The organism is Paenimyroides aestuarii (genome assembly GCF_024628805.1).
GTDB classification, from domain to species: domain Bacteria; phylum Bacteroidota; class Bacteroidia; order Flavobacteriales; family Flavobacteriaceae; genus Flavobacterium; species Flavobacterium aestuarii_A.
Genome location: NZ_CP102382.1, coordinates 2,626,664 through 2,653,427, shown reverse-complemented (window position 1 = coordinate 2,653,427; position 26,764 = coordinate 2,626,664). Strand labels below are relative to the sequence as shown.

The 26,764-nt window shown below is 34.6% G+C and carries 26 protein-coding genes; 7 read left to right on the top strand and 19 right to left on the bottom strand.

The annotated features are described in order from the left end of the window. Window positions 1-28: 28 nt before the first annotated feature. Genes gap through lipA form a run of 3 tightly spaced genes read right to left on the bottom strand, consistent with a single transcriptional unit; the run spans window position 29 to window position 2,195 of the window. On the bottom strand, window positions 29-1,048 hold the full coding sequence (gene gap / locus NPX36_RS12845) for a type I glyceraldehyde-3-phosphate dehydrogenase (RefSeq protein WP_257499123.1): 1,020 nt from the start codon (window positions 1,046-1,048) through the stop codon (window positions 29-31). Window positions 1,049-1,062: 14 nt separating this feature from the next. Then, the gene (locus NPX36_RS12840; protein WP_257499122.1) at window positions 1,063-1,272 is read right to left on the bottom strand and encodes a GldL-related protein; all 210 of its coding nucleotides are present in this window, start codon (window positions 1,270-1,272) and stop codon (window positions 1,063-1,065) included. Window positions 1,273-1,322: 50 nt separating this feature from the next. Beyond that, complete coding sequence (gene lipA / locus NPX36_RS12835) at window positions 1,323-2,195, bottom strand: lipoyl synthase (RefSeq protein ID WP_257500753.1); 873 nt, start codon at window positions 2,193-2,195, stop codon at window positions 1,323-1,325. Between the two features lie 208 nt (window positions 2,196-2,403). On the opposite strand from lipA, the gene NPX36_RS12830 reads away from it, so the two are divergent. Then, window positions 2,404-4,038, top strand: a complete 1,635-nt coding sequence (locus tag NPX36_RS12830) for an ABC-F family ATP-binding cassette domain-containing protein (protein WP_257499121.1) — start codon at window positions 2,404-2,406, stop codon at window positions 4,036-4,038. Window positions 4,039-4,080: 42 nt separating this feature from the next. Here NPX36_RS12830 and NPX36_RS12825 read toward each other — a convergent pair whose 3' ends face one another. Genes NPX36_RS12825 through NPX36_RS12815 form a run of 3 tightly spaced genes read right to left on the bottom strand, consistent with a single transcriptional unit; the run spans window position 4,081 to window position 7,249 of the window. After that, window positions 4,081-4,635 (bottom strand): pseudouridine synthase, encoded by a 555-nt coding sequence (locus NPX36_RS12825; protein ID WP_257499120.1) that lies wholly within the window; start codon window positions 4,633-4,635, stop codon window positions 4,081-4,083. Further along, the gene (locus NPX36_RS12820) at window positions 4,635-6,041 is read right to left on the bottom strand and encodes an FAD-binding oxidoreductase (RefSeq protein WP_257499119.1); all 1,407 of its coding nucleotides are present in this window, start codon (window positions 6,039-6,041) and stop codon (window positions 4,635-4,637) included. The genes NPX36_RS12825 and NPX36_RS12820 overlap by 1 nt, the downstream gene beginning before the upstream one ends. Then, entirely contained in the window at window positions 6,041-7,249 is a 1,209-nt protein-coding gene (locus NPX36_RS12815; RefSeq protein ID WP_257499118.1) for an MFS transporter, read from the bottom strand. Before NPX36_RS12815 ends, NPX36_RS12820 begins: the two co-directional genes overlap by 1 nt. A gap of 103 nt (window positions 7,250-7,352) precedes the next feature. On the opposite strand from NPX36_RS12815, the gene meaB reads away from it, so the two are divergent. The 5 genes from meaB (at window position 7,353) to NPX36_RS12790 (ending at window position 12,241) form a co-directional block, all read left to right on the top strand. Further along, window positions 7,353-8,465: a methylmalonyl Co-A mutase-associated GTPase MeaB gene (gene meaB, locus NPX36_RS12810; protein ID WP_257499117.1), complete on the top strand. Its 1,113-nt coding sequence runs from the start codon at window positions 7,353-7,355 to the stop codon at window positions 8,463-8,465. 48 nt (window positions 8,466-8,513) lie between these two features. Next, the gene (locus NPX36_RS12805; RefSeq protein ID WP_257499116.1) at window positions 8,514-8,846 is read left to right on the top strand and encodes a hypothetical protein; all 333 of its coding nucleotides are present in this window, start codon (window positions 8,514-8,516) and stop codon (window positions 8,844-8,846) included. A gap of 161 nt (window positions 8,847-9,007) precedes the next feature. Continuing rightward, entirely contained in the window at window positions 9,008-10,144 is a 1,137-nt protein-coding gene (locus tag NPX36_RS12800) for an amidohydrolase (RefSeq protein WP_257499115.1), read from the top strand. Continuing rightward, window positions 10,134-11,294 (top strand): alanine racemase, encoded by a 1,161-nt coding sequence (alr, locus tag NPX36_RS12795; protein WP_257499114.1) that lies wholly within the window; start codon window positions 10,134-10,136, stop codon window positions 11,292-11,294. The genes NPX36_RS12800 and alr overlap by 11 nt, the downstream gene beginning before the upstream one ends. Before the next feature lie 65 nt (window positions 11,295-11,359). After that, window positions 11,360-12,241: a hypothetical protein gene (locus tag NPX36_RS12790; protein ID WP_257499113.1), complete on the top strand. Its 882-nt coding sequence runs from the start codon at window positions 11,360-11,362 to the stop codon at window positions 12,239-12,241. Window positions 12,242-12,302: 61 nt separating this feature from the next. On the opposite strand, the gene NPX36_RS12785 is transcribed toward NPX36_RS12790, so the two are convergent. From NPX36_RS12785 to NPX36_RS12770, 4 genes are all read right to left on the bottom strand, one after another. Continuing rightward, window positions 12,303-14,174: a hypothetical protein gene (locus tag NPX36_RS12785; RefSeq protein WP_257499112.1), complete on the bottom strand. Its 1,872-nt coding sequence runs from the start codon at window positions 14,172-14,174 to the stop codon at window positions 12,303-12,305. Between the two features lie 12 nt (window positions 14,175-14,186). Then, entirely contained in the window at window positions 14,187-15,338 is a 1,152-nt protein-coding gene (locus NPX36_RS12780; protein ID WP_257499111.1) for an ABC transporter ATP-binding protein, read from the bottom strand. Window positions 15,339-15,413: 75 nt separating this feature from the next. Then, complete coding sequence (locus tag NPX36_RS12775) at window positions 15,414-16,304, bottom strand: lytic transglycosylase domain-containing protein (protein ID WP_257499110.1); 891 nt, start codon at window positions 16,302-16,304, stop codon at window positions 15,414-15,416. A 1-nt stretch (window position 16,305) separates the two neighbouring features. Further along, window positions 16,306-16,959 carry an alpha/beta hydrolase gene (locus NPX36_RS12770; protein WP_257499109.1) on the bottom strand — a complete coding sequence of 218 codons (654 nt, stop codon included), beginning with the start codon at window positions 16,957-16,959 and terminating at the stop codon, window positions 16,306-16,308. A 176-nt stretch (window positions 16,960-17,135) separates the two neighbouring features. Here NPX36_RS12770 and NPX36_RS12765 point away from each other — a divergent pair, with 176 nt between their 5' ends. After that, window positions 17,136-17,417, top strand: a complete 282-nt coding sequence (locus NPX36_RS12765; protein ID WP_257499108.1) for a GNAT family N-acetyltransferase — start codon at window positions 17,136-17,138, stop codon at window positions 17,415-17,417. A 49-nt stretch (window positions 17,418-17,466) separates the two neighbouring features. On the opposite strand, the gene NPX36_RS12760 is transcribed toward NPX36_RS12765, so the two are convergent. The 9 genes from NPX36_RS12760 to NPX36_RS12720 form a co-directional block, all read right to left on the bottom strand. Continuing rightward, window positions 17,467-17,742: an ATP-dependent Clp protease adaptor ClpS gene (locus NPX36_RS12760; protein WP_257499107.1), complete on the bottom strand. Its 276-nt coding sequence runs from the start codon at window positions 17,740-17,742 to the stop codon at window positions 17,467-17,469. A 4-nt stretch (window positions 17,743-17,746) separates the two neighbouring features. Further along, window positions 17,747-18,589 (bottom strand): 50S ribosomal protein L11 methyltransferase, encoded by an 843-nt coding sequence (gene prmA, locus NPX36_RS12755; protein ID WP_257499106.1) that lies wholly within the window; start codon window positions 18,587-18,589, stop codon window positions 17,747-17,749. A 76-nt stretch (window positions 18,590-18,665) separates the two neighbouring features. Further along, the gene (locus tag NPX36_RS12750) at window positions 18,666-19,883 is read right to left on the bottom strand and encodes an OprO/OprP family phosphate-selective porin (protein ID WP_257499105.1); all 1,218 of its coding nucleotides are present in this window, start codon (window positions 19,881-19,883) and stop codon (window positions 18,666-18,668) included. A 122-nt stretch (window positions 19,884-20,005) separates the two neighbouring features. Continuing rightward, the gene (locus NPX36_RS12745; RefSeq protein WP_257499104.1) at window positions 20,006-21,712 is read right to left on the bottom strand and encodes a sodium:solute symporter; all 1,707 of its coding nucleotides are present in this window, start codon (window positions 21,710-21,712) and stop codon (window positions 20,006-20,008) included. A 101-nt stretch (window positions 21,713-21,813) separates the two neighbouring features. Beyond that, window positions 21,814-24,267, bottom strand: a complete 2,454-nt coding sequence (locus NPX36_RS12740) for a PIG-L family deacetylase (protein ID WP_257499103.1) — start codon at window positions 24,265-24,267, stop codon at window positions 21,814-21,816. Window positions 24,268-24,324: 57 nt separating this feature from the next. Next, complete coding sequence (locus NPX36_RS12735) at window positions 24,325-24,498, bottom strand: GxxExxY protein (RefSeq protein ID WP_257499102.1); 174 nt, start codon at window positions 24,496-24,498, stop codon at window positions 24,325-24,327. An 84-nt stretch (window positions 24,499-24,582) separates the two neighbouring features. After that, window positions 24,583-25,089 carry a mechanosensitive ion channel family protein gene (locus NPX36_RS12730; RefSeq protein ID WP_257499101.1) on the bottom strand — a complete coding sequence of 169 codons (507 nt, stop codon included), beginning with the start codon at window positions 25,087-25,089 and terminating at the stop codon, window positions 24,583-24,585. Next, window positions 25,089-25,670 carry a Maf family nucleotide pyrophosphatase gene (locus NPX36_RS12725; protein ID WP_317618262.1) on the bottom strand — a complete coding sequence of 194 codons (582 nt, stop codon included), beginning with the start codon at window positions 25,668-25,670 and terminating at the stop codon, window positions 25,089-25,091. The genes NPX36_RS12730 and NPX36_RS12725 overlap by 1 nt, the downstream gene beginning before the upstream one ends. Window positions 25,671-25,869: 199 nt before the next feature. Then, window positions 25,870-26,763 carry a UbiA prenyltransferase family protein gene (locus NPX36_RS12720; protein ID WP_257499100.1) on the bottom strand — a complete coding sequence of 298 codons (894 nt, stop codon included), beginning with the start codon at window positions 26,761-26,763 and terminating at the stop codon, window positions 25,870-25,872. Window position 26,764 lies beyond the last annotated feature (1 nt).

Genomic DNA, 26,764 nt, shown 5'->3' with positions numbered 1-26,764 from the left:
AGTATAAGTTATAAATTTTGCAAATATATCAATTCTGTTTCTTATTTTGCATAAACAGAATTAAATCAATCAATCGGGAAGAATATCCAATTTCGTTATCATACCAACCAACAATTTTTACCATTCGTCCTAAAACAGCTGTTAATTGTGCATCAAATAAGCAAGAATGAGTGTTTCCTAAAACGTCAACCGACACTATTGGATCTTCGGTATATTCCATAATTCCTTTCAATTGATTTTCGGCTGCTTTTTTAAATGCTTCGTTGATTTCTTCCACCGAAACATCGCGGTTTACATAGCAGGTAATATCGGTTAAAGAACCATCGGGAACAGGAACGCGAATACCGCCACCGCCGATTTTCCCTTCAAATTCAGGAAAAATTTTGGTTAATGCCTTTGCTGCACCTGTTGTTGTTGGAATGATCGATTGTGCTGCTCCACGCGCTCGGCGCAAATCTTTATGAGGCTGATCGTGCAAACTTTGATCAGTGGTATAGGAGTGAACCGTGGTGATGAAAGCTTTTTCTAATCCACATAATTCATCAATTACTTTAACCATTGGCGCTGCGTTGTTGGTAGTACAACTTGCGTTTGAAACAATTAATTCCGAACCATTCAAAATAGCTTCGTTCACACCCAAAACAACAGTTTTAATTTCGTTGTCATCAGGCGGAACCGAAAGAATGACTCTTTTTGCTCCGTTTCTTATATGATGCTGCAATAAATCTGCGGTTTTGTGTTTCCCGGTAGCTTCAATTACAAAATCAACATTAAGAGGTTTCCAGTTTAATTTTGCAATATCTTTTTCGTGCAGAAACGCAATTTTGGTGTCATTTACAATTAAATGATCTTCATTATGCGATACGTTTTCAGATAATTTTCCATGCACACTGTCGTACTTTAACAAATGCGCCATTGTAGCGGTATCGGCTAAATCGTTAATAGCAACCACTTCTATCAGCGGATGATGAATCAGTAAACGGAAAAGGTTTCGACCAATGCGACCAAATCCGTTAATAGCAATTTTTATTTTTTGTTCAGGTTTCAAGTTTCCTGTTCTTTTTATGAGTTTAAAAAATCATATGACTTTTTAGCTGTTATCAGTTTATATATGAGTAAAATTCCACCGATTATTTCAACCAACATACCTACTGTTAAAACACTATTGCCATTTAAAGGACCAATTTCCATATGGGTGATTTTTAAAAGAGCTCCAAATAATGTCATTAAAAAGCCTATTGCTAGAATAATTAAGGTATTTTTTGTATTCATTAGTGATTAGGTGTAAAGTTTCAAGTTTCAATCTGTAATACGAAACAAACTTATAAAATATGCTTTTGTGCTTTATAAGAAGATCGAACCAAAGCACCACTTTCAACATGGCGGAAACCAAGGTTTAAACCAATTTCTTCGTATTTTTTAAACTGATCCGGCGTAATAAATTCTTTCACAGGTAAATGTTTTTTACTAGGCTGTAAATATTGCCCAATTGTTAAAACATCTAAACCAACATTTCGCAAATCGTGCATGGTTTGAATTACTTCTTCTTCGGTTTCGCCCAAGCCAAGCATAATACCCGATTTGGTTCTTTTAGCTCCGTTTGCTTTCAAGTAACGTAAAACCTCTAAACTACGATCATATTTTGCTTGGATACGCACTTCGCGGGTCAATCGGCGAACGGTTTCCATATTGTGCGAAATCACTTCAGGAGCCACTTCCAAAATACGGTCGATATTTCTTTCGATACCTTGAAAATCAGGAATCAATGTTTCCATAGTAGTTCCCGGACTCATTCTGCGAACGGCCTTAACGGTTTCCGCCCAAATAATGGAACCGCCATCTTTTAAATCGTCGCGGTCAACAGAGGTTAATACGGCATGTTTGATATTCATTAGCTTAATAGAACGGGCAACTTTCTCAGGTTCGTCCCAATCTACCGTTTCCGGACGTCCGGTTTTCACACCGCAAAATCCACAAGAACGTGTACAAATGTTTCCTAAAATCATAAACGTAGCCGTACCTTCGCCCCAACATTCGCCCATGTTTGGACAACTCCCTGAGGTGCAAATAGTGTTTAGCTTGTATTTATCAACTAAACCTCTTAATTCTGTATATTTTTTTCCGGTTGGTAATTTTACGCGTAACCATTTTGGTTTACCAGTAGCCGGTTTGTTTGTGTCTAAAACCGATTCCATCATTTTGTTCAATTCTAATAAGCAAAGTTAATGAAATTTGATGGTATATACTTGTAAAATGTGCAATTTGTGAAAGCTTGGTTTTGTATTATTTTAAAAGTTAATTGAATAATCTAATTTTTTTAATTTCTTCAATTATCTTTGCAACTTCAAAAATTTCGGTAAAAAGGCTTTTTTACTTTTTTACTTCTAACTTTTTACATAAAAAATGATTACAGTAAACGATATTGCCGTAGAATTTGGCGGAACAACACTTTTCAGCGAAGTAACTTTCGCCATTAACGTAACCGATAAAATTGCCCTTATGGGTAAAAATGGTGCGGGAAAATCTACCTTATTGAAAATTGTGGCGGGTGTAAACAAACCTACTCGCGGCAATATTTCGGCACCAAGTGATGCCGTAATTGCCTATTTGCCGCAGCATTTATTGACCGAAGACAATTGTACGGTGATGGAGGAAACTTCAAAAGCGTTTGCCGGTGTTTTGAATATGAAAAAGGAAATCGACGATATCAATGAACAATTGACTATTCGCACCGATTACGAAAGCGATGAATACATGAAATTGATTGAAAAAGTTTCAGAATTGTCCGAGAAATATTATTCCATCGAAGAAGTAAATTACGAAGCCGAAGTTGAAAAGATTTTAAAAGGTTTGGGTTTTGAAAGAGAAGATTTCAATCGTCCAACCAAAGAATTTTCCGGCGGATGGAGAATGCGCATTGAATTAGCAAAAATTCTATTAACCAAACCCGATTTGATTCTTCTGGATGAGCCAACCAACCACTTGGATATGGACAGTATTGAATGGTTGGAAGATTTCTTAATTAATCAAGCCAAAGCCGTAATGGTAATTTCGCACGATAGAGCGTTTGTTGATAACATTACCAACAGAACTATTGAAGTTACCATGGGAAGAATTTACGATTACAAAGCGAAATATTCTCACTATTTGGAATTGCGAAAAGAAAGACGCATTCATCAACAAAAAGCTTATGAAGAACAACAAAAATTCATTGCTGATAATCAAGCGTTTATTGAGCGTTTTCGTGGTACTTTTTCCAAAACAGAGCAGGTGCAATCGCGCGTTCGTATGTTAGAAAAAATTGTTCCGATTGAAGTAGATGAAATCGATAATTCGGCATTGAAATTGAAGTTTCCTCCATCGGTTCGTTCAGGTCAATATCCAGTGATTGTGAAAGATTTAGAAAAATCGTATGACGATAAATTGATTTTTAAAGATGCCAATTTAGTGATCGAACGGGGACAAAAAGTAGCTTTCGTAGGTAAAAACGGTGAAGGAAAATCAACCATGATTAAAGCCATTATGAAAGAAATCGAAATTAATGGCGGTTCGGTAGAAATTGGACATAACGCACAAATTGGTTATTTTGCCCAAAATCAAGCAGCGTTGTTAGACGAAAATGCGACAATATTTGAAACGATTGATCGAATTGCTGTTGGTGATGTTCGTACACAAATCAAAAATATTTTGGGTGCATTTATGTTCCAAGGTGATGACATTCAAAAGAAAGTAAAAGTTCTTTCGGGTGGCGAAAAAACACGATTGGCAATGATAAAATTATTGTTGGAACCAGTAAATTTATTGATTTTAGATGAGCCATCGAACCATTTGGATATGAAAACCAAAGACATCATCAAAGATGCGTTGCGCGATTTTGACGGAACGTTGATTTTAGTTTCCCACGACCGTGATTTTCTAGATGGTTTGGCAGAAAAAGTTTTTGAATTTGGAAACAAGCGCGTGAAAGAACATTTTGAAGATATTAAAGGTTTCTTGGCAAACAAAAAAATGGAAAGCTTAAAAGAAATTGAAAGATAGCCTAATTGATCCCATCATTATTGGTGGGATTTTTTGTTGCATTTATAGTTGGATTTGCACAACTTCACCTACATTCATTCCTTCCAAAGTCCAATTACCAATACGAATGCGAATTAATCGTAACGTGGGAAAACCAACAGCCGCAGTCATTTTGCGAACCTGACGGAATTTTCCTTGTGTTAATGTAATGGTCAGCCAACTAGTGGGACCGTGACGATCGCTGCGAATGCGGTAACCTTCACCCACATAATCGGGTTTTTTAATAGCAGCTGCATCACATTCTTTAGTAGTTACTCGAACTCCTTTAACTCCAATTTCCACGCCTTTTTTCAATTTTTCAATTGCGGTTGCATCAATCAACCCATCAACTTGAACAATATATTGTTTTTCATAATGCGCACTGCGTATAGCTTCACTAATTTTTCCATTGGTTGTGAGCATTAGCAAACCTTCAGAGTTTTCGTCTAATCTACCAATTGCCATTGTTCCTTCAGGAAAATTGTACAAATCACCTAATTTCTTTTTGTAGCGTTTTTTTTCATACACAAACTGCGAGATATAGCCGGGTGGTTTATATAGCAAAAAATGTTTATGCATTAATGATCATATTTTGAGGGAAATATTTTTCCAGGATTCATGATGTTTTTTGGATCGAATATTTTTTTGATTTGATACATTAATTGTAATTCTACATCAGTAAAAACAATCGGCATAAATTCTTTTTGCACAAAACCAATACCGTGTTCGCCCGAAAGGGTTCCGTTTAACGATTTTGTTAATTCAAAAATTTCCATAATTCCTTTTGGAACTTCCGTTTGCCACAGTGCGTCAGTCATATCTAACTTTACAATGTTTACGTGTAAATTTCCATCGCCGGCGTGTCCGTAACAAATGCTTTTAAAGCCATATTTCTCGCCAATAGCCTTAATTCCCATCAATAATTTTGGCAATTCATAGCGAGGAACCACGGTATCTTCTTCCTTATAAACAGTGTTTTGTTTCACAGCTTCGGCAATGTTTCTGCGCAATTTCCAAAGTGTGTTTTTTTGATCGGTTGTGTCTGCGAAAAGCACTTCGTCCACTTCATATTGTTCAACTACAGCAAGTATTTTTTCCGCTTCATTCATCAATATTTCAGGATAATTACCATCTACTTCAACCAACAGATGTGCTTCGTTTTCATGTTTTAAGTAAACATCGGGAACTTCAACAAATTTACTGGTCCACAAAATAGCATCGCGCTCCATAAATTCTAACGCACTTGGAACAATTCCTGCCTTAAAAATAGCCGAAACTGCCGACGCTGCTTGTTCCATCTTAAAAAATGGAATCCATAGCAATACGTTGTGCTGAACAGCTGGTATCAATTTTAAAACTATTTTTGTAACAATGCCCAAAGTGCCTTCGCTGCCCACCATTAACTGCGTTAAATTGTATCCGGTTGAATTTTTAAGCGTGTTTGCACCTGTCCAAATAATTTCTCCATTCGGTAAAACCACTTCTAAATTCAACACATAATCTTTCGTAACGCCGTATTTCACAGCACGTGCACCGCCTGCATTTTCAGCAATATTCCCACCTATAAAACAACTACCTTTACTACTAGGATCCACCGGGTAGAAAAACCCTTTTTCGGCAACGGTTTGTTGCAAAACTTCGGTAATAACAGCAGGTTGTGTAATTACTTGCAGATTTTCTTCATCGATTTTTTCTATTTGATTCAAGCGTTCCAATGAAAGACCAATCCCTTTATGTATGGCTAAAATACCACCACTCAAACCCGTTCGAGCTCCGATTGGAACTACGGGAATCGCATATTCAAAAGCGATTTTCATTACCGCACTGACTTCTTTTGTTGAAGCCGGTTTTACAAGAATTGAAGGCGGATAAACCAAATCTTCGGTATAATCTTTTCCGTATTCATTTAAGGTTTCATCATCGGTAAAAACGTATGATGCGCCAACAATTTCTATTATTTTATTTTTGATTTCAGTTGTAATCATTACTCAGCATCTTTATATTTTATTTTTTTCATATTCGGAAGAAAATAAGCAATAACGCCTATTAATGGAAGATACGAACAAATGTTATAAATGTGTTCAATAGAAGTAGCATCTGCCCAAAGTCCTAAAACTGCTGAGCCAACACCGCCCATTCCAAAAGCAAATCCATAAAACAAACCCGAAACCATTCCTAATTTTTTAGGAAGCAATTCTTGTGCATACACCAATATCGATGGAAAAGCCGATGAAATAATCAAACCAATAATCACGATTAAAATTCCAGTTAACTGTAAATCTACATAAGGCAGTGCCAGTGTAAACGGAGCAGCGCCTAACACCGAAAACCAAATCACGTATTTCCGACCGAAGCGATCGCCAAAAATTCCACCTAACAAGGTGCCAACTGCCACCGAAATCAAGAAATAAAACAAATAAACTTGTGCTTGAACTTCGTTCAATCCAAATTTATCCATGGTATAAAACTGAAAATAACTGGTAATACTTGCCACATAAAAATATTTCGAGAAGATCAAAACCAATAAAATAGTAATTGCAGCATTTATTTTAAAAGCAGACAAATCGGGCACTTGAATGATTTTTTTGGTTGATCTTGAAGCAATTTTTAATTTGTTTTGATACCACTTGGCAATGTAGCTTAAAATAAATTGAGCCAAAATAGCAAATCCCACAAACCAAAGGATATACAATTGTCCGTTGGGCAATACAATCCATGCAATTAATAACGGAGCCAGAGCTGTTCCGGTGTTTCCGCCGATTTGAAAAACCGACTGCGCAAAACTTCTTCTTCCATTTGATGCCATAAACGCCACGCGCGATGATTCGGGATGAAAAATTGAAGAACCAATACCTACTAAAAATACCGAAACTAAAATCACTTCATAATTCGGTGCAAAAGCAAGCAAAGCAATTCCTGCCATGGTAAAAAACATTCCAAAAATCTGCGAATAGGGTTTAGGATTTTTATCGGTATATGCACCCACAACTGGCTGAAAAATCGAAGCTGCCAATTGGTAACAAAGTGTAATCATACCCACTTGTGCAAATGACAAATCGTATGCAGCTTCTAACTTTGGATAAATAGCCGGAATCACTGCTTGCAGTAAATCGTTGAGCAAATGGGCTGCACTGATGGCAAGCAAAATAGCATAAACTGGTTTTTGATTTCCAGCTTTGTTTATTACAGACATTTTTTGTGAATTGAAATTACAAATTTACCCAAACACAAACAATCAATTGGCTATTTCAAGAATTTTTTAGAACAATTTTGTAAGTTTGTTAAAACGATTCATCATGCCAAACGAAAAGTTTCCCCAAAAAAAATCTTTACATGAAAAGGATGGAATTACACAACCCAATCATGTGAATCAAAATTCCATAAAAAACATTCAAAATTTCCGTAAAAAGAAAATAGATGTTGATGCTTTGATTCAAAGATTGATACAAGGCGATATTCCTTCACTAAGTAAGGCAATTACATTGATTGAAAGCACCAATATAGCTCACAAAGAACAAGCAAACCTCATAGTTCAAGCATGTTTGCCCTATGCTAATAATTCCGTTAGAATAGGCATTACTGGTGTTCCAGGAGTTGGCAAAAGTACCTTTATTGAGGCATTTGGAACCTATTTAACATCGATAGGGAAAAAAGTGGCGGTATTAGCAGTGGACCCCAGCAGTAGTATTAGTAAAGGAAGTATTTTGGGCGATAAAACCCGAATGGAAGATTTGGTGAAAAATAAAAACGCATTTATTCGCCCATCAGCTTCGGGGGAAAGTTTAGGAGGTGTTTCTAGAAAAACCCGCGAAAGCATTATTTTGTGCGAGGCTGCCGGATTTGATATCATTCTTATAGAAACCGTTGGCGTGGGACAAAGTGAAACAGCCGTACACAGCATGACCGATTTCTTTTTACTTTTAAACCTTGCGGGAGCAGGCGATGAATTACAAGGAATAAAGCGTGGTATTATGGAAATGGCCGATGCCGTAATAATTAACAAAGCCGATGGCGACAACTTAAAACATGCGCAAAATGCAAAACTCGATATGAATCGTGCGTTGCATTTATTTCCCTTAAAAGACTCTAAATGGCAACCAAAAGTATTACTCGTTAGCGCCTTTTACAATAAAGGAATTGAAGAGGTTTGGCAACTTTTAGAAGCTTATTTTAAGTTGGTAAAAGCAAATAATTTTTTTGAAGAAAACCGAAATAATCAAAATGCTTATTGGTTAAAAGAAACAATCAATGAGCAATTGCTTTCAAATTTTTATCAAAATACAGAGGTTAATCGATATTTACAAAGCGCAGAGCGTGCCGTACAAAACAATGAAAAATCGCCGTTTACTGCTGCAAATGAACTGTTGGCTTTATACAAAGAACACCATACATTTAATAAGAACGAGTAGAACCACTTATTCAATAAAATTAGTTTTGTGCAAAAGTATTTAATGACTATGAAAAAGTACAATTATATGTTTTTTTTGGCAGTTTTGCTATCTTTTTTTGTATTCCAAGCTTGCGATTTTAGAGCAGAAAGAGAAAGTAAGTTAATAAAAGAAGGAAATTTACTTGTAAAAAAGATAGAGATGTTTAAAAAACAAAATCAAAGATTACCATTGTCATTGGAAGAAATTAGAGTGCCAGAAGAAGATGGTTTTGACGTGTTGTATTACTACAAGAGAGATAGCTTACACTATACTGTTTCATTTCCAATTTCATCAGAAGAACATAAATTCTATTATTCAGATACGAAGCAATGGGAAAAAGGGTATAGGGAAATGAAATGAGACAATACCATAAAAGTCTGCTGCGCAAAGTCTCTCGACTTTGAGCGATAATTAATAAAGCATAAACGACTAATTGATTAAACTTGTAGGCTGTGCCTAAAAAAAAGATTGAACAGTGTTTTTTTTGACAATATAATAAATTTTTCTTATCTTGAATGGATATGGAAAAATTAGCAGAAAGACTACAAAAAATCCGTCGGGATTTTCATCAAAATTATGCAGAACGTTCTACGCAGGAATTCAAAACCTGTAAACGCATCCAAGAAATTCTCAAAGACTATCCGGCTGCAAATGTTTTTCCCATCGGAAAAACAGGCGTGATGGCGGTTTTTGAAGGTAAAGGAAGAGGAAAAACCATCATGTTGCGAGCCGATACCGATGCTTTGCCGATTCAGGAAACCAACGATTTTGCACATAAATCCATTGACCCAAATGTTTCACACAAATGCGGCCATGACGGCCACACCACCATCCTGATCGGTGTGGCAGAAATGCTTCAGGAAAATCCCATCGAGAAAGGAAAAATCGTATTGCTTTGGCAACCTGCCGAGGAAAACGGAATGGGTGCACGAGCAGTTTTGGAAGACGATAAATTTGCTGAGATAAAACCCGATCAGGTTTTTGCTTTGCACAATTTACCCGGATTTCCTTTGCACAAAATTGTCTATAAAAAAGGGGCATTTACGGCCAATGTGAAAAGTTTGATTTTTGATTTCAACGGAAAAACAGCGCACGCAGCCGAACCGGAACATGGTTTCAATCCGGCTTTTGCTATGGCTGAAATACTGGAAAAATGCAAAAAAATGACGCACAACGAACCCAAAGACGAAAACTTTTTTCTCATCACGCCGGTTTATGCAGATCTGGGTACAAAAGATTATGGAATTTCGGCCGGAAAAGCTTCGTTGCATCTCACAATTCGGTCTTGGTCACCCGAACTTTTTGATCAATTGACCGATGAATTAATTCGCGAAGCAGAAAAAATTTGTCAACGTGAAAATTTAAAGTTGGAAATTTCGTGGACACAAGAATTTTTCTCCAATCAAAACGATGAAAAAGCAGTCGAAATCATTCAAAATTCTGCAGAAGAATTAGAATTAAATCATCAAAAAATAAACGAACCATTTAAATGGGGCGAAGATTTTGGATTGTTTACCCAATTGATTCCGGGTGCGATGTTTGGCATTGGTTCGGGCGAAAATTGTCCGGCGCTTCACAATCCCGACTATGATTTTCCCGATGAAATTACATTAACCGCTTCAAAATTATTTTACAAAATATTAGAAAATGCAGTATAAACCGGAACCGACTTCCTGGATCGAAATTTCAAAATCAGCCTTAGAACAAAACATCCGTTTCATACAAAAGACACTTCCCGAAAAAACGACTTTTTCCGCCGTGGTAAAGGGCGATGCTTACGGTCACGGCATAGAAACCTATGGTCCGCTGGCGTATGAATGCGGCATCCGCCATTTCAGTGTTTACAGTGCGCAAGAAGCCTATCAACTTTTGCAATCGGTGCGTGGTGAATTTGTTTTGATGATCATGGGAACCCTGAACCACCACGAAATGATGTGGGCAATTGAACACAATATTGAATTTTACGTTCCCAATTTCCATTCGTTGGAGAATGTGTTGAAATGTGTAAAAAAATCCAATTTGAATGCAAAAATCCATTTGGAATTTGAAACGGGAATGAACCGAACCGGATTTTCGCCGAAAGATTTCAAACAAATTATGTCAAAAATTAACGAAACGGATTTAATCGAAATAAAAGGTGTTTGCACACATTTGGCGGGTTCGGAAAGCATCGCAAATTACAAACGAATCAAAGACCAGATCCAACAATTTCAAAAAGTCAAAAAGAAATTTGAATTGCTGGAAAATCATGCCCCAAAATTTCACATTGCCTGTTCGGCAGCGGTTTTGCGCTATCCAAAATATCTATTTGATATGGTGCGAATCGGAATTTTGCAATATGGATTTTTCCCGAACAATGAAACCTACATCCACCACTATCTCAAACAGCCCGAAGAACCCAATCCGCTCAAAAGAGTGATTTCATGGAAGAGTAAAATCATCGAAATCAAAACCGTAAAAGCAGGAGAATTCATCGGTTACGGTACTTCGTATTACACCAATATCCCTACGAAAATCGCCATACTTCCGGTTGGTTATGCCTATGGTTACAGCCGAAAACTGAGCAATCAGGGAAAAGCATTGGTCAACGGATTTCGGGTAGATGTAATCGGAAGTGTGAACATGAATATGCTAACGCTGGACGTGACCAACCTGCCCGATGTGCAAATCGGTGATGAAGTGGTGCTGATTGGAAGTCAAGGCGAACAGACGATTTCGGTGGCTTCGTTTAGCGAAAACAGCAACCAGTTGAATTATGAATTGTTGGCACGTTTGCCCAAAGACATCAAACGAATCGTGGTGGATTAATTTTCTACATTTTATGATTCATTTTTTCACCGCCTTTTTATATTTGCATTTTTAAATTTGTTTCTATGTATCAAAAAATCACTTTATTTTTCTTGTGCTTTGTTTTTATTGCCTGCAGCAAATGGAATACTAACTTACAAACGATCGACTTTTCTAAAGATCAAGATTTCAGAATTATCAATGTTTTTAATGAACAGCGATTCAATGAATATTCGGAAAGACTTCCTGACAAGGTATTGCCCAATGCAGAAAGTACGGAACCTTATGCATTTTATTCCTATTTGTCGTTGAAACCAAATAAAGATTTCACGTTTCTTATAGGCAATCATTTCATGCATGGCACTTATAAATTGGTGAATAAAAACGAAATCGTTTTGCAATCGGCTCTATATGGTGATTTACCTTTAAAAATTTTGAAAGAAGAGGAGGGATGCATTCAAATTCATGGAGATTTTAAAGGGTATAAAAGCGATTTTATGCTTGAATTGGAAGGCAATACCAACTATTACCTTAATTTAAGTACCGATTTTGAAAAGCTTGATAAAAAAAATGATATTCGCTCGTTGGCTTTTAACCAATGGCGCTTTCCGGCTACACAAAAAGAAACCAATCAGCAAATAAAAGAACGACTTATTGCCAACTTAAAATACATTGCTGCTTACATGCGTGTGCACATGTATGGGGGCTATGATCTTATTCATACCGATGGTATTCATTCGCCTTTTCTCTATGCCCGAAACGGTTTGTTTTTATATGAATGGCAACGCGTCCCTTATTTTTGGAAACATGTTTTTTATGATGAAAAAGATGCTGAAAAAGCATATAAAATGGTGCGAAATACATTTAAAGTTGCTGAGGCTCCTGAATTTATCGACAATTGGTTGTTTTATAACGAAAGTTGTTTACGTGCTGTAATTGCAGAATTAGAAAAGCAAGAAGTTAAATAGTATTTTAAAATCAATTTATAGAAAAAAAGTGAAGCTTTATGGCTTCACTTTTATTTTGAAATTATTCAGACACAGCACGCCACTTTTTAATTACAGCAGTGTATAAAAATATAAAAATTAATCCGGCTGCTAACAGTATGTAACTGGTATTCATGTCTAAATCTTCTAACAAAGTAGTACAAGTTCGGGAAGCATAACTATCGTAATAACCAGGCATGTCGCGACAAGCATCGTTTTGGTGCATACTGATAATGCCTAAAATCAACAACACATACAAAACAAACCCATTAATACTTATATTCATAAAAATAGCAGTAAATAATTTGTGTCTGGAGTTTACGAAGAGTAATGGAATTAATAAAACAATGGTTGAAATGCTTAACACCAAATATGCTACAAAATATTCTTGATCATTTGAAACGCCCATTGCATACATCAGCGAAATGAGTCCAACCACCAAAGATAACACACCAGCAGTAACTCCTGAAAACAGCACTGCACGCAAATTGGTAACTCTAAAACAAAAAATTAAAGTAGATAAAAAGAAAGTCATCCATATATATATATGAATGCTTCTTGAAACAAAATCTACCGTTTTCACAAGTTCTACGCTTCGCAATAAATAGTTAAGATGGTCAATTTCGTAATAATTTTTGCTGAGTTTTTTATAGTAGTAATTGCTTAACAAATTTTCATTTTCTGTGGCAACGGTAGCTGAAACAGTAGCTGCTGCATCTTGTGCAACTTCCACTTCTTCATAGGCAGCATTGCTTACAACTGTGGCAGAATCAGCAGTGGCAGCGTAATACGTTGTTGGACTTGGTTTTTCTGATGCGATAAAATGTTTTACTTCAAAATCGGTGGGATGATACACCATTTTAAACCAAGTATCTGTTGATAAATCGGTTTTAATTTGATATTTTTTTGAAACTTCTAAAAAATCGTTTAAAATCTTTTTGATTTCCTGTGGATTTTTTCGATCTAAAATACCGGCAAAATCCTTACTAAAATTGTAGTTTTTGTTTGCATTCAGGTTTATTCCGTACATTCCGTTGTAAGTAGGCTCGGGATAATTGTACGAGTTATTGTATCGATCAAAATAATCAACAGTGTTAAAATCAACCGTATAAAATGCTCTCGAAAAATTATAATAGCTGAATTCTGCGCTTTTTACATGAGAAGATACATCAACCACTTCTTTCTTAAAATAATAAAAACAAGTATCTGCCACAATATTTTTGTAGGCCAATTCCGTACCTTTTTTATATTCAGCAGCAGGGTATTTAAAATCTCTGTTTACATCACGTTCAGTAACGGCTACTTCATATAACCGAAAAAATTGATAATATTTTTCTTTTAATGTATAAAAAGGTTCGTTGTAATGAATATAATTGCTATTGGTTTCGCAATACAAATCCATAAACATTTTTGGATAGGCTTTTTTATCCAACTCAAAATCTTGATACTCGAGCGATAAAAAGGGATAAGCTTTGTTTATTATTGCAACATCTTTTACGAATTCATTATTTGGATAAGCCTGATTGATATATGTTCTGAAACCAAACATATACGAAAAATAAAAGGTAATCGAAGCAAAAATAATTACTAAATAGCAAACAAATTGACCGAAAAGTTTCCAATTGCTGGTTGGATAAAAATTCTTGAAGCCGTTGTTTTTAAACATATACACCAACCACCCCACAAGCAAGAGTACTGAAATAATAATGTTTACTAGAATGAATCCGCTGGAAAAAAAGTCATCAATTACTCCGCTATTTTGCAAAGAAACGGGATTGTTGTGCGAAACGTATCCAATAAAGAAAAACAGTATGTGTAGCAATATACTTAGTGCAAGCATCCAAACAATGCGTGTGTTCCAAATAGTTGGATAGCGGTCTATAAGGTATTTATTTATTTTATTGATAAAATTCATAAGAGTGATTTATTAGTTTACAAAAAATCTGCGGGTTGATGCCGATATATCACGGATGTATGTAAGTTGAATGTTTGCTGTACCCAATGCCACGATTGCATTTGAAAATAGTGTTTCTGCGTTGAAATAAGCAGTATAAACCCCTCCGTTAAAAGTAAGTTTTGTTAAAGCAAAATTTTCAAAAATAGATAATAACTCTTCACGACTTGCCGAAGTGTCAATTTCAATGATTAATGGTTTTTCGGAGTCGTTTTCAGCAGTTGTCAATGGATTGTATTGTCCGTTTTTAAGGAAAATTACTTTGTCAGAAATTTTTTCAACCTCGAACAATTGTTGAGAACTTAGAATCAGTGCAATGGGGTTGTTTACCGAATTACAAATAGCTTTTAAATCTTCCAAAATAATTTGTTGGGCCAACACATCAAGATTTGCCAAAGGCTCGTCTAGCAACAAAATTTCGGGCTTTCTCAATAAAGTACGTGCTAATTCAAAACGCATTTTATAGCCCGATGAAAGTTCGCTCCACTTTAAGTGTTTGTAATTCCATAAACCTAAACGAGCAACCATCAATAAAACCCGGGTTTCAATTTCCTCGGGACGCTCGCCGTAATTAGCCAACACAAAGCGCAAGTTGTCCAGCAAGCTGCCATACCATTTATCGGTTCGTTGTGGAATGTAAATCAATTTAGTCCGCAAGTCGTAATCGCTCTGAATTTTGGTGCTAAATTGATAGCGCAATGTTCCGTTTGTAGGAGCAATTTCTTTCGCCAAAATGCGCAAAAGAGTGGTTTTTCCGTTTCCGTTTTCACCCACTAAGCCAAATACCTGACCTTTTGAAAGGGTTAATGAAATCGGGCCCAATGAAAATTTCTGCGAACCATAGCTTTTCGTAAGGTCGTTAGCTTGCAATACCAAGTCGTTTGCTTTATGCGGCTCTACATGAATTTGCGCTATTTTTTCTAGTAATTCTTTTGCTTTAGCACTAAAAGTTTCGATTTCCTTTGGGTTTTTCTCTTTCCAATCAGTGAGCGCAATTGCATCTTGATAAATATGCATATTTTGAGTATCCATCGCACAATCTAACAATTTTCTGAAGCCTAAAAAAGTGTCGTTATTGTCAAAAAAGTGTACTGCCTCTTGTACACGTTGTTGGTGACTAGTCATTTATGTATTTTTTTGTAAATGTATAAATATCTTTTAGATAGCGGTGAAATTATTGAAATTCAATACTCCCCCTTATTATTTTCTCTTAAAACCCTCAGTAGGTATTAGTATATTATAGGTTTTGTTGATTGAAACTATTAGAGAGGTGTCAATTAGCCAGGGATTATACCACTTTAAAAGCTTGTAGTTGATACCTTGATCCAATGCCCATCTTTGTAAATCATCTATGTTTGCATTTACAGCAACCGTTTTCGTTTTTACAGGCTGGTACAATTCATCTTTAGAAAAAACATAACCGTATTTATCAGTATTGTTCATAATTTCTTTTAAAGCCAAAATCCTGAAAACATAGCGCGATGTTTCTTCGTTTAAATACAAATCGTAATAATCGGTTACGCCTTGTGCGGTTAATTGACGTTCCACACCTGCCATTCCACGATTGTAAGACGCTGCAACCAACGTCCAATTGCCAAATTTTGCATAGGCTCTCTTTAAATACACGCAAGCCGCTTCTGTGGCCTTTATCACATCATATCGCTCGTCAACCGTGCTGCTAATTTCCAAATTGTATTCCCGCGCGGTTTCGGGCATAAATTGCCAAAAACCTTTCGCACCTGCACTAGATGTGGCGTTAGTCAATGCACTTTCAATCACACATAAATATTTAAAGTCGCTCGGAATGCCATTGCGCTTTAAAATGGGTTCTATTTCTGGGAAATATCTATTTGCTCTTTTAATTATTAATGTTGTTGCCGAATGCAGATTCATATTCACAACCAATTCACGATCTAAACGCTCTTTAACATCCACTATTTCTACAGGAACACGCTCGCCACAAAAGTCGATATTTTTGATATGATAACCGGTTTCGGTAGAAACCTTTTCAATAGTTGTAAACTGATAAAACAAACCACTTAAACCTAAAAGAGCAACTACAATTGCAGCATTCTTATAACTTTTTTTCATATTATTTTTCTAAAATTTCTTCTAATTTTTTATTGATCCATCGGGCGTTTACCAATACCATCACATGTGTTCCATTTTCAAGAAAGTGTGCATTTTTAATACGTTTATGCGGAAATATATGGTCTTTTGTGCCATGCAAGTGATAAACGTTTGAAACCGGATTTTTATTTTCCCACAAAATAACATTTTTAAATGCCCAATCTAAATAATTGACCGATCGCACCGAAAGATATTTTTGATACATATCAATGCGTTGTTGGATTTTTTTGGAAGATACTAATTTTTTTGTAAGATGTTCGAATAAATTAAAATAGGATGTGGGAAAAAAACGATACAATTTCCATTTTTTAGCCCAATTGATTCGTATCGGAAATTCAGAGGGATCTTTAACACTTGAAATGATAATTACTTTTTCTGTGGGGATAATCTTTGCAATTTCTTGTGCAATAATTCCTCCGAAAGAAACACCTACTAAAATAGGGTTTTCTGAAACGATTTGTTCTGAAAGACGTTTGCAATATCCCTGAAGCGGTTCGTTTTTTGAAGGTTCAAGCCATTCCACAAAGTGCATCTTAAATTTAGAATCATTTAATTTTATATGTTCAAAAATTCCGCAATTAGCCGCCATACCTGGAATAAAATAAATGTTTTTCATCTAAATGGTGTTTCTGTTTTTATAACTTTTTTGCATTATTAAAAACTATTTCATTAATTTGTAGATAAATGAAATAAGAATTTAAGGTAAAATTTTTAATAATACTTTTATTTAGGTAATTTAAAAAGCACTTCAAATTCCTTGAAAAGCACTATAAATATAGAAAAAAATGTTATATGGAATTTAAAAACAATGAATTGTTAAGACAATTTGAATGTAGATGTGGCGATCGACATATTATTATTGAATATTCAATACAAGAACGAAAATTATTTTTAACCAAACTAAACCCTAACGGTTGTGATGATGAAGATTTAATAAACGATTTCATTAAAGCTATTTTAGATCAAGCCGAAGAAAAACGCTTGCGAATTGTACCTGTTAATTCAGGTATTGTAGCATTTTTTAAGAAAAACCCAAGCTATAGAGCGTTATTGGCAGCTGGGATTAAGATATAGCATATCGTTTTTTTGAAAAAATAAATAAAACCGCAGAAATGCGGTTTTATTAATGTATTTCAGCACTTAAACCTGCGTCTAATAAGGCGGTGCACATAGGAACCAATTCATGAAAAGTCCCACTTTTCACATCGCATTTTCCTTTGTAATGTACAATTAAAGCACATTGTTCGGCTTGTAAAGGCTCGTGTTTGCAAACTTTTACTAGGGTTTCAATAACGTGGTCGAAGGTGTTTACGTCATCGTTAAAAAGAACAATTACATTTTCAGAGTGAAGTAATTCTTCTATTTTAACATCTTCTAATACGCGTTCTTTTGTACTCATTTCTTTATTTTTTAATAAATTTTAATGATGCCCAATTGTTTCTTTCTAATTGGTGTTCTAAATGCAAATTATACTGGTTTGCTGCTTCTTCAATTGCAGTAATATCTTCCATATAAAAACCGCTAAATAGAATAATACCGCCTTTTTTCAATGTTTTGGCGTAGGCTTCCATATCATTTAATAGAATATTGCGGTTAATATTTGCAATTACTAAATCATATTTATTTGCTTTGTTTGCAAGTAGTTGCGCATCGCCTTCATACACACTTATATTGGAAACATCGTTGCGCTCTGCATTTTCAATCGAATTCAAATAACACCAATTGTCTATATCAATAGCATCGGCATGTTTTGCTCCTTTCATTAATGCTAAAATAGCTAAAATGGCAGTTCCGCACCCCATATCTAATACTTCCATATTGGTAACATCTATGTTTAATAAATGTTTCATCATCATAAATGTGGTTTCATGGTGACCTGTTCCAAAACTCATCTTTGGTTCTATCACAATTTCATAAGGCACATTTTTGGCTTCATGAAACGGCGCACGCACATAGCACAAATCATCTACATTAATTGGTTCAAAGTTTTTTTCCCATTCTTCGTTCCAATTCACTTGTTCAATTTCTTCGATGTGATAGGTTATTTTAAATTCAGGATTATTTAAAATGTATATATCATTTAACAAATCGGTAGTATGAAACTGATTTTGAATGTATGCCGATAAACCTTCTTCGGTTTCAACAAAACTATCAAACGCCAATTCGCCCAATTCAGCTAATAAAATTTCTGCACCCGGATCTTTTGGTTCTATTTTAAAATGATAAGCAATATAGGTATTTAACATAAAAAATATTTTTGCAAAGGTATAATTAAAAAAGTTCGAAGTGAAATAATCGCTCCGAACTTCTTTAAAAATGTTTTTAGAAATTTACTTGTGCTTGCAGGCGCAACAGATTTCCTTTTTGATGATTGTCTCTCAAAACAAAGTCTTCGTATCTTCGGTTTGATATGGTGTACATAGCTACTAATTCAAAATTTTTATTTAATTGCCATTCCAAACCTAATTCTACTTCGTTTACTTTATAGCTTCTTGCATCTAATTCATGCTTTTTTCCACCTTTGTAATATTGGTAGCGTGCAAACGGAAAGAAGAATTGTTCGTTGTGCTGAATTCTATATGAAAGTGTTGCGTATCCACCTTCTAAACTTTTGGTTTCGATGGTATTGGTTTCTTTGTTAAATTCTGGACCTTTACCAATGTTATATTCTGCTTGAATTCCGAATGGTTTTGGATATAAGATAAAAGAGGCAGCTGCACGTTGGTCGGTATAATTGGCATCGTGGGTGGTTGTAACCCCATCGCTCACTTGCGAAGAAGGCATTACCCAACGTCCTGAATATGCTTGAATTCCGGGTTCGATAATTTGGTCGCCAATTGTGAAGGGATAGGAAACACGTGCAACAACGTGTAAATTGTTATTCAATTCTGGTCTGTTTGCAGTTTGTCCATTGAAAGCACCAATTGCAAATACACCGTAATCGCCAGAACCTTTAAAGTTATTTTTAACTACATCAGCATAAATTTTGCGAATGCGATCAGGTGCCCACATAAAGAATCCTCCTAAATCACGCTCGTTTGCAAAAGCACTGTTAATACCATCGTTACGGTCTAAAGGCAAACGGTTTTGACTTGATTGCATGTTTTCAAATCCATACGGAATTTTACTTTGTCCAAGTCTTACTCGGAATTCATTTTTACTGTCAAAACCAATATCAAAATAGGCATCGCGTAATTGTCCAAAATGCAACCCAGAACTACTTGCCGAGCTAGCAAAATCGGGCTGAATATAAAAGAATAAGTTTTTATAAATTTGTCCTGAAAAAACAACACGGGCACGTCTTAAGAAAAAACCACCGTTTTCACCCCAAGATTTATCACATTGATCACAGCCCAAATCGGGATTGGTTTCTAAGAGGCGGTTGTATCGCACTTGGGCGTATCCTCTAATCTTAAACGAGTTGAACCATTCTTTGCTTTTTTTGGTTTCGGGTTGTGCCATAGAATCTTTTGTTGATTCTTGTGCATTCACTTGGTTGCATGTAATAATAGCAAGTAATAATACTTTTAAAATTTTCATTGCCTTAAACGTTGTTATTTATCTGCGGCAAATCTATTAACATTAGTGCTTTTGTGTGTTAAGTTAATGTTACTAAGAAGTGTTCTTAACATTAAATTTAAGTTTTAGAAATAATTTATTTTTTATTTGTTAACATGAGTCGTTGGAGCATTCTTATTTTTACTAAAAACCATCTGCAAAACCAAACCAATGAGTATCACTGAAAACACACCAATAGGGTTAAGCCACAGATAGCTTACCACTTCCAAAGAATAAATGTATATAACCAATATTTGGGCTAAAAGTGCACCCCAAAAAGTAGCTTTTGCTTTAATGTATTTTATAAAGAATGCAATTAAGAAGATGCCTAGAACAGTTCCGTAGAAAATAGACCCGATAATGTTTACCAATTGAATCAAATTTTCAAAAAGGGTAATGACACACGCGGCCAAAATGCAAATAATTCCCCAAAAAACCACTAAATATTTCGTTACTTTCAGATAATGTTGTTCCGATAAATTGGGTTTATAGGTTTTGTAAATATCAATTGCCGAACTCGACGCCACAGCATATAAACCCGAAGCAGAGCTAGACATGGCAGCAGAAAAAATCATCGCTAATAAAAAACCGATAATTCCGTGTGGCAAATAATTCAATATAAAATAAATGAATACGTAATCTTTATCATTTGTTTCGGCGCCGCTGTCCACTTTTTTAATCATATCGCGTGCTTCCTGTCGCAGTTGCACTTCATTCTCATTCAAAGCAACCAGTTTTTCTTCCAACATTTCATTTTCATAACCTTGGTTCAATTGCCCGGTATAAATTTGAGTGATTTCTTTCTTTTCGTTTAATAAACCTTTTAGTTCAATTTCTAAATCTCGATATGCTTCCTGATATTCTGAATTTAAAACTTTTTCCGTATTTACCGGATTAAAGTGCAAAGGGGCTTGATAAAAATGAAAAAAGATAAATACCATGACACCCACCAACAAAATGAAGAATTGCATGGGCACCTTTAACACGCCGTTCATTAACAATCCCACTTGTGTTTCTTTGATGCTTTTGCCCGATAAATACCTACCCACTTGCGATTGATCGGTTCCGAAATAGGCCAACATTAAAAAGAACCCGGCTGTTAAACCATTCCACAAGGTGTAGGTTTCAGAAAAATCTGTCGAAAAATTCAGCAGGTTTAATTTATCTTCAATTTTGGCAACATTAAATACATTTACAAAAGTTACTTCTTCAGGCAATCTGAATAAAATAATAAAGAATGTAAGAAACATTCCGGCCATTATCACAAATGCTTGTTGTTTTTGAGTGATATTCAACGCTTTTGTTCCGCCAAAATAGGTATAAAAAATAATGACGATACCAATGGAAACAATAATAAAAGTTAAATCCCAATTAAGGATTGATGATAGGATAATTGCGGGTGCATAAATCGTTATTCCTGTTCCAATACTGCGTTGCACTAGAAAAATTACCGATGCCAATGTTCGGGTTTTTAAATCAAAACGAGTTTCCAGAAATTCATATGCTGTGTACACTTTTAGCCTGTGAAATACCGGAATGAAAACCATACAAATTACCACCATTGCAAGCGGTAACCCAAAATAAAATTGCACAAATCCCATACCGTCGTGATAAGCCTGACCAGGTGTTGACAAAAACGTAATAGCACTTGCCTGCGTGGCCATGACCGATAAACCTACGGTAAACCAATTGGTGCTTTGGTTTGCTAAAATATATTCTTGTATATTTTTGCTGCCTTTTGTTCGATAGGTACCATACAACACAATAAACAAAAGTGTACTTAAAAGAATAATCCAGTCTAATAGTTCCATGTTAATTGGTTAAGTGCATGATAAAATAAAAAAGTACAATATAAAACAAATTGATTAACAACACAATGCTGTAAGCTTTTCGCCATTTAATCCATTTAAAATCACTCATTTTTTAGTTCAATTAGGTTGATAAATAATTCCAAAGCACCGGTGTTTCCTATTGGTAATTGTCTAAAAAAGCTTAAACCTGTATAAATATAATGTCCTTTGCCGTATTTTGCAATAAGTAAAGCACCATTTGTATCTTTTTCATCAAAATCATGTGATGTAAAGACTGGTTGAAACGCCTCATCAAATTCGTCTGCATAATACAACCCTTGTTCTTGTATCCAATTTTTGAAATTTTCCTGCGTAATTTTAAACGGCTTGTTTAGAACCGTTTCGTTTGGATTAATGAATCGCACCACTGCATTTTCATCGGTAATGCGTGTTCTACCAATTTTTAATTTATAAGGAGCGATTTCATTGGTTTGTAAATTGCCATTGGTTTGATATTGTACAATAACCGTTCCACCATTTTTTGTGTAATCAAACAGTAATTTATTTTTGGTTTTTAACGAATTTTCGGTGTTAAATGCTCGAATACCTACAATTATTGTTTCGTATTTTGATAATTCTTCGGCTTTAACAGATTCTAAATGAATCAAATCTACGTTGTAACCCACTTCTTTTAAAACCTGCGGAATTTCATCGCCTGCACCAACAATATAGCCTATTTTTGATTTCTTTAAAACACTTTTATTGAAAGATACCACTTTTGTTTCAACAGGTTTCAAATAATAATTTACCGGAATATGATTGTAATCAACCCATTTTGTTTCGGTTGCATTTATAGCCTTTTTATTTTCAAATAAATCTAAAGTATATGTGTCTTCGATAACATCATCGGTAATAACAATTTCTTTATTTTTTTCATTTTTATTCAAATTAAAAGCGATTGTCTTATTGAAAGTCAATTTTTCAGATTTATCTGATTTTCTTTTTAGAACTAATGAATCTTTAATTTCCTCATCAGAATAATTACTTAAAACAACAGATACGTTTTGATTTTTATTGGAATTGGATATGTAAACCGGTTGTTTAAACTGCACAGAAACGGCTGGAACCACATGAAAAGGTTTGTAAATTTCGCCTTTCACCACATCTTTATAATGATATTGAATGGGTAAGCTGTATGATAAATACACACCGTTCACCTCTAAACCAATTTCATTTTTTTGGGTAGAATTGAATTGATTTTTAAAATCTTCAAACGTATTAATAAATTTAAAGTTGGTATAATCTTGATTGGTGAATTGTGTTTGATAATATTCATAAAAAACTTCTTGATTGGCTAATTTTTTGTCAACAACTGTTTTGTTATTATTAATTGTAACATCTTTTAGCACAATGTTTTGGTTGGATCTATTTGCAACTTCAACCTTAATATCAACGTTTTCATTTGGCGTGCTGTAAGGTTCGTTTGTAGTGATATCCAAAAACAATCCGGCGCAATTTTTAATCAGTTCTTTTACTTCGTTTTGCTTGCGGGTTTTCCAAATTGTTTCGGGCAATTTATCTATTTCAGTATAAATTTTTGTCAATAAATTTATTGATTTTGATGGATCTTTAAAATCATATTCATTGAGCAATTGCGTAATCAAAGGTTGAATTTTATTGCCATCTTTAATACGGTTCCAGCTTGTATCAATTCCTTCAAACAAATTGCTCGATTGCAATCCATTACCGTCAACCAGTTCCACATATTCTATTTCTTCGCCCCGAGACGACATGTCACCAAAACCTTGTGATTGGTGCTGACTGCGACTCAGCGATGCAATTTCTTGATTGTTTTTCCCTAATTGATTGTAAAAAATACCAATATTCAACGGAACGTATTTTGATTTATCTGCTTTTTCAAACGCTTGTTTGCTTCCAAAAAAGAACCATGAAACATTGAAAAACAATCGTTTGGGTTGCCACGTTTGGCTATTTTCTTGCGATAAATCTTTATAATTTTTATCGTTTGCTAAGTTAAAAGCCAATTTTGATAGTTGAGCCGATGCAGTATGATGCCCATGCGTGGTTCCTTCGGTTCGGTGATCAAAGCGATTTACAATCACATCGGGTTGTTCCTTTCGAATCATATAAACCACTTGTTTCAATAGCAACTCTTTGTTCCATTTTTCAAAAGCTTCTTTCGGATGTTTTGAAAAACCAAAATCATCGGCCGTTGAAAAAAATTGTTTGCCACCATCTATATTTCTTGCGTTCCATAATTCATTGGTTCGAATCACGCCCAAATCGGTTCCCAGCTCGTTACTGATTAAATTTTGCCCGCCATTGCCCCGTGTTAACGATAAATAATTGGTATATGCTTTATCGTGATGTGTTAAATAGGTAATTAATCGTGTGTTTTCGTCATCGGGATGCGCTGCAATATAAAGTGCACTCGCCAACACATTGAGTTTCTCCATTTGAAAATAAATTTCAGACGGAGTAAGCGTTTGTGGTTTTTGTGCAATGATGTTTTGCATAAATAACACACAAAAAAGGTATATAATTTTGTTCTTCATTTTTTTTATATTTCTAGTAACTAGTGATTGTTCTTTTCTACATAGAAAAATAGTTTATTATTTGGGCAATGAACTAAAATATTCATTTAAATAGGTCTTTTGACCATGCTGAAAAATATTTGAACAATTAAAGTTTATAAGAATGCCCTTTGGACATTTCAATAGTTTCATATACGTTAGAATTTGAGCATCATAAATGGGAATTATTTCTTTGACAGATTTCAATTCCACAACCAATTATTTCGTATGTTAATTCATCTAAATATTTTTCGTCTTCATATCTAATAATTTCTATGTATCTATGTTGTTAAAATACTATAAAATAACTACAGCTTTTTGTAAAAATAGATTATTTGGATACGAAATGCGCTCGCCTTCTTCTGTGATCAATATGGTATGAAATGCTTGAATATCGTCTATCTCTGCTTCAATAGGAAAATCTTTGTCTTGAATTCGTATGCGATCGCCCATTTTATAAGGAAAAGCAAAAAACATAATCACACCTGCCGTAAAATTGCTCAAAACAGACCATTGTGCAAAAAGCGCCACGCCAATAAACGTAATCGCAGCACCCACAAAACCAAAAAGCTGGCCGGTATCAACACCCCATAAAAGAATGATAAAAATTACAAACAAAATATGCAGCAACGAATTAAAATACTTAATAATCAATTTGCTGCGATTGTCTGATTTTAAAGATATTTCAGAGAATTTTAAAACTACTTTCCGAAGAATGAATCGCAAAATATAGATAACGATGATTAAAATAACCGTTGTGATTATTTTTCCATAATAATCCTGTATATGAAAATTTTCAAGCATTACCATTTCATTAGTTCTTTATAAAGTTTTTCCATTGGCATTCCCACCACATTGGTGTATGAACCATTTATTTTTTCAATACCAACCAAGCCAATCCACTCTTGAATTCCGTAAGATCCTGCTTTGTCAAATGGTTGAAATGTCTCCACATAATAAGCAATGTCTGAAGGGTTTAATGTGTTGAATGAAACTTTGGTTACATCATAAAAAAGTTGTTCTTTTTGATTCGATTTAATGCAAACGGCACTGATCACTTCATGTGTTTTTCCTGAAAGTTGTTGCAACATTTGTTTTGCATCTGCACTGTTTTCGGGTTTTCCCAACGCAACACCATCAATCCAAACAATGGTATCACAAGTTATGACCAGTTCATTTGCTTGCAAATTATTAAAAACCGATGCCTTTTGCTGGGCGATATATAAAGCAATATCCTTGCCCTTTAAGTGGGAAGGATATGCTTCGTTTACGTTGGCAGGATTAATGGTAAAAGTTAATCCTAAATCGGTTAGAAATTGTTTTCTTCTTGGGGAGTTTGATGCTAATATTATTTGATAATCGTTGTATTTTTCTTGTAAAATCATTTTAAAACGGTTAATGATAATCCATCAAAATAATTAAATAACCAAATAGACACAACAGTTTTTTCTATAAATTTAAAGTTTTAAATAGCTTTTATTTTTGATAAAAAACATAGTAAATCGAAACTACGTGTACTAATTGTAAAACTTATAAAGCGTTAAAATATATGTGTCTATATCGTTTAAAAAATTAAATGGACGTCTATTTTAAATTAAAAAATAAAACTACGATAGAAAATATAGTTAACCAAATGATTATGTTTAAAAAATTGTTGATGCCGTTAAAATCTTCGGTAGTTTTTGCTTTCCATAATTTTCCTAGATAAATCAAATAAGGCAAAATTACCAGCACACCAATGTATCCAATTAAAAGTGTGAGATTAAAATGAATGACACAAAAAATTGCAATTAATGTAAGCGGCAACAATGACAAAAAAGTGGTTCTTTTAGCACCAATTTCTCTGCCGTGAATGGTTGCCAGCGATCTGCGTTTGTGTTTGATGTCTAATTCCATAAACTTTAAGTCCATTAAAATGGTTTTAATAAAATATAAAAACCAAAGCAACACACATATTTGTAGGGAAATGTTCAATAACTGCTGTTTTTCTGGATTTTGCTCTGCATTCATTTGCAACGAAGGCATTAAATCCATCAGAATCAGAATAAAAAACGGAAATGAAATGATTAATGAATAAACAATATTATCAAAAACCAAAATTTTTCGCCATTGGGTAATATATAGATACAAAATAGCTGCCAAACCCAAAAAGAAACCAAAGTAATAGGTTCTATCTATATCGCTGGCTGCAAAAAAGGCGATACCAATCCCCACGGCGTTTACACCCAAATATTTATAATATGATTTCTCAATGCTTTTTTCGATGTTTCTATCGGGAAATTCTTCTTGTAATACAATTTTGTAAAGCAAAACACCACCGTACAAAATAAAGCCTATGGCAATTAAAAAGGCAAAATAATGAAGCTTTGAAAGTCCTAAATCAGTAATGAGCGATTCAAATAAAACAAATCTAAAGAGTAAAACAGCTACAATAACTTGTAACATCATTTGTGCTTGGTCTTTTTTTAGAACATTCATA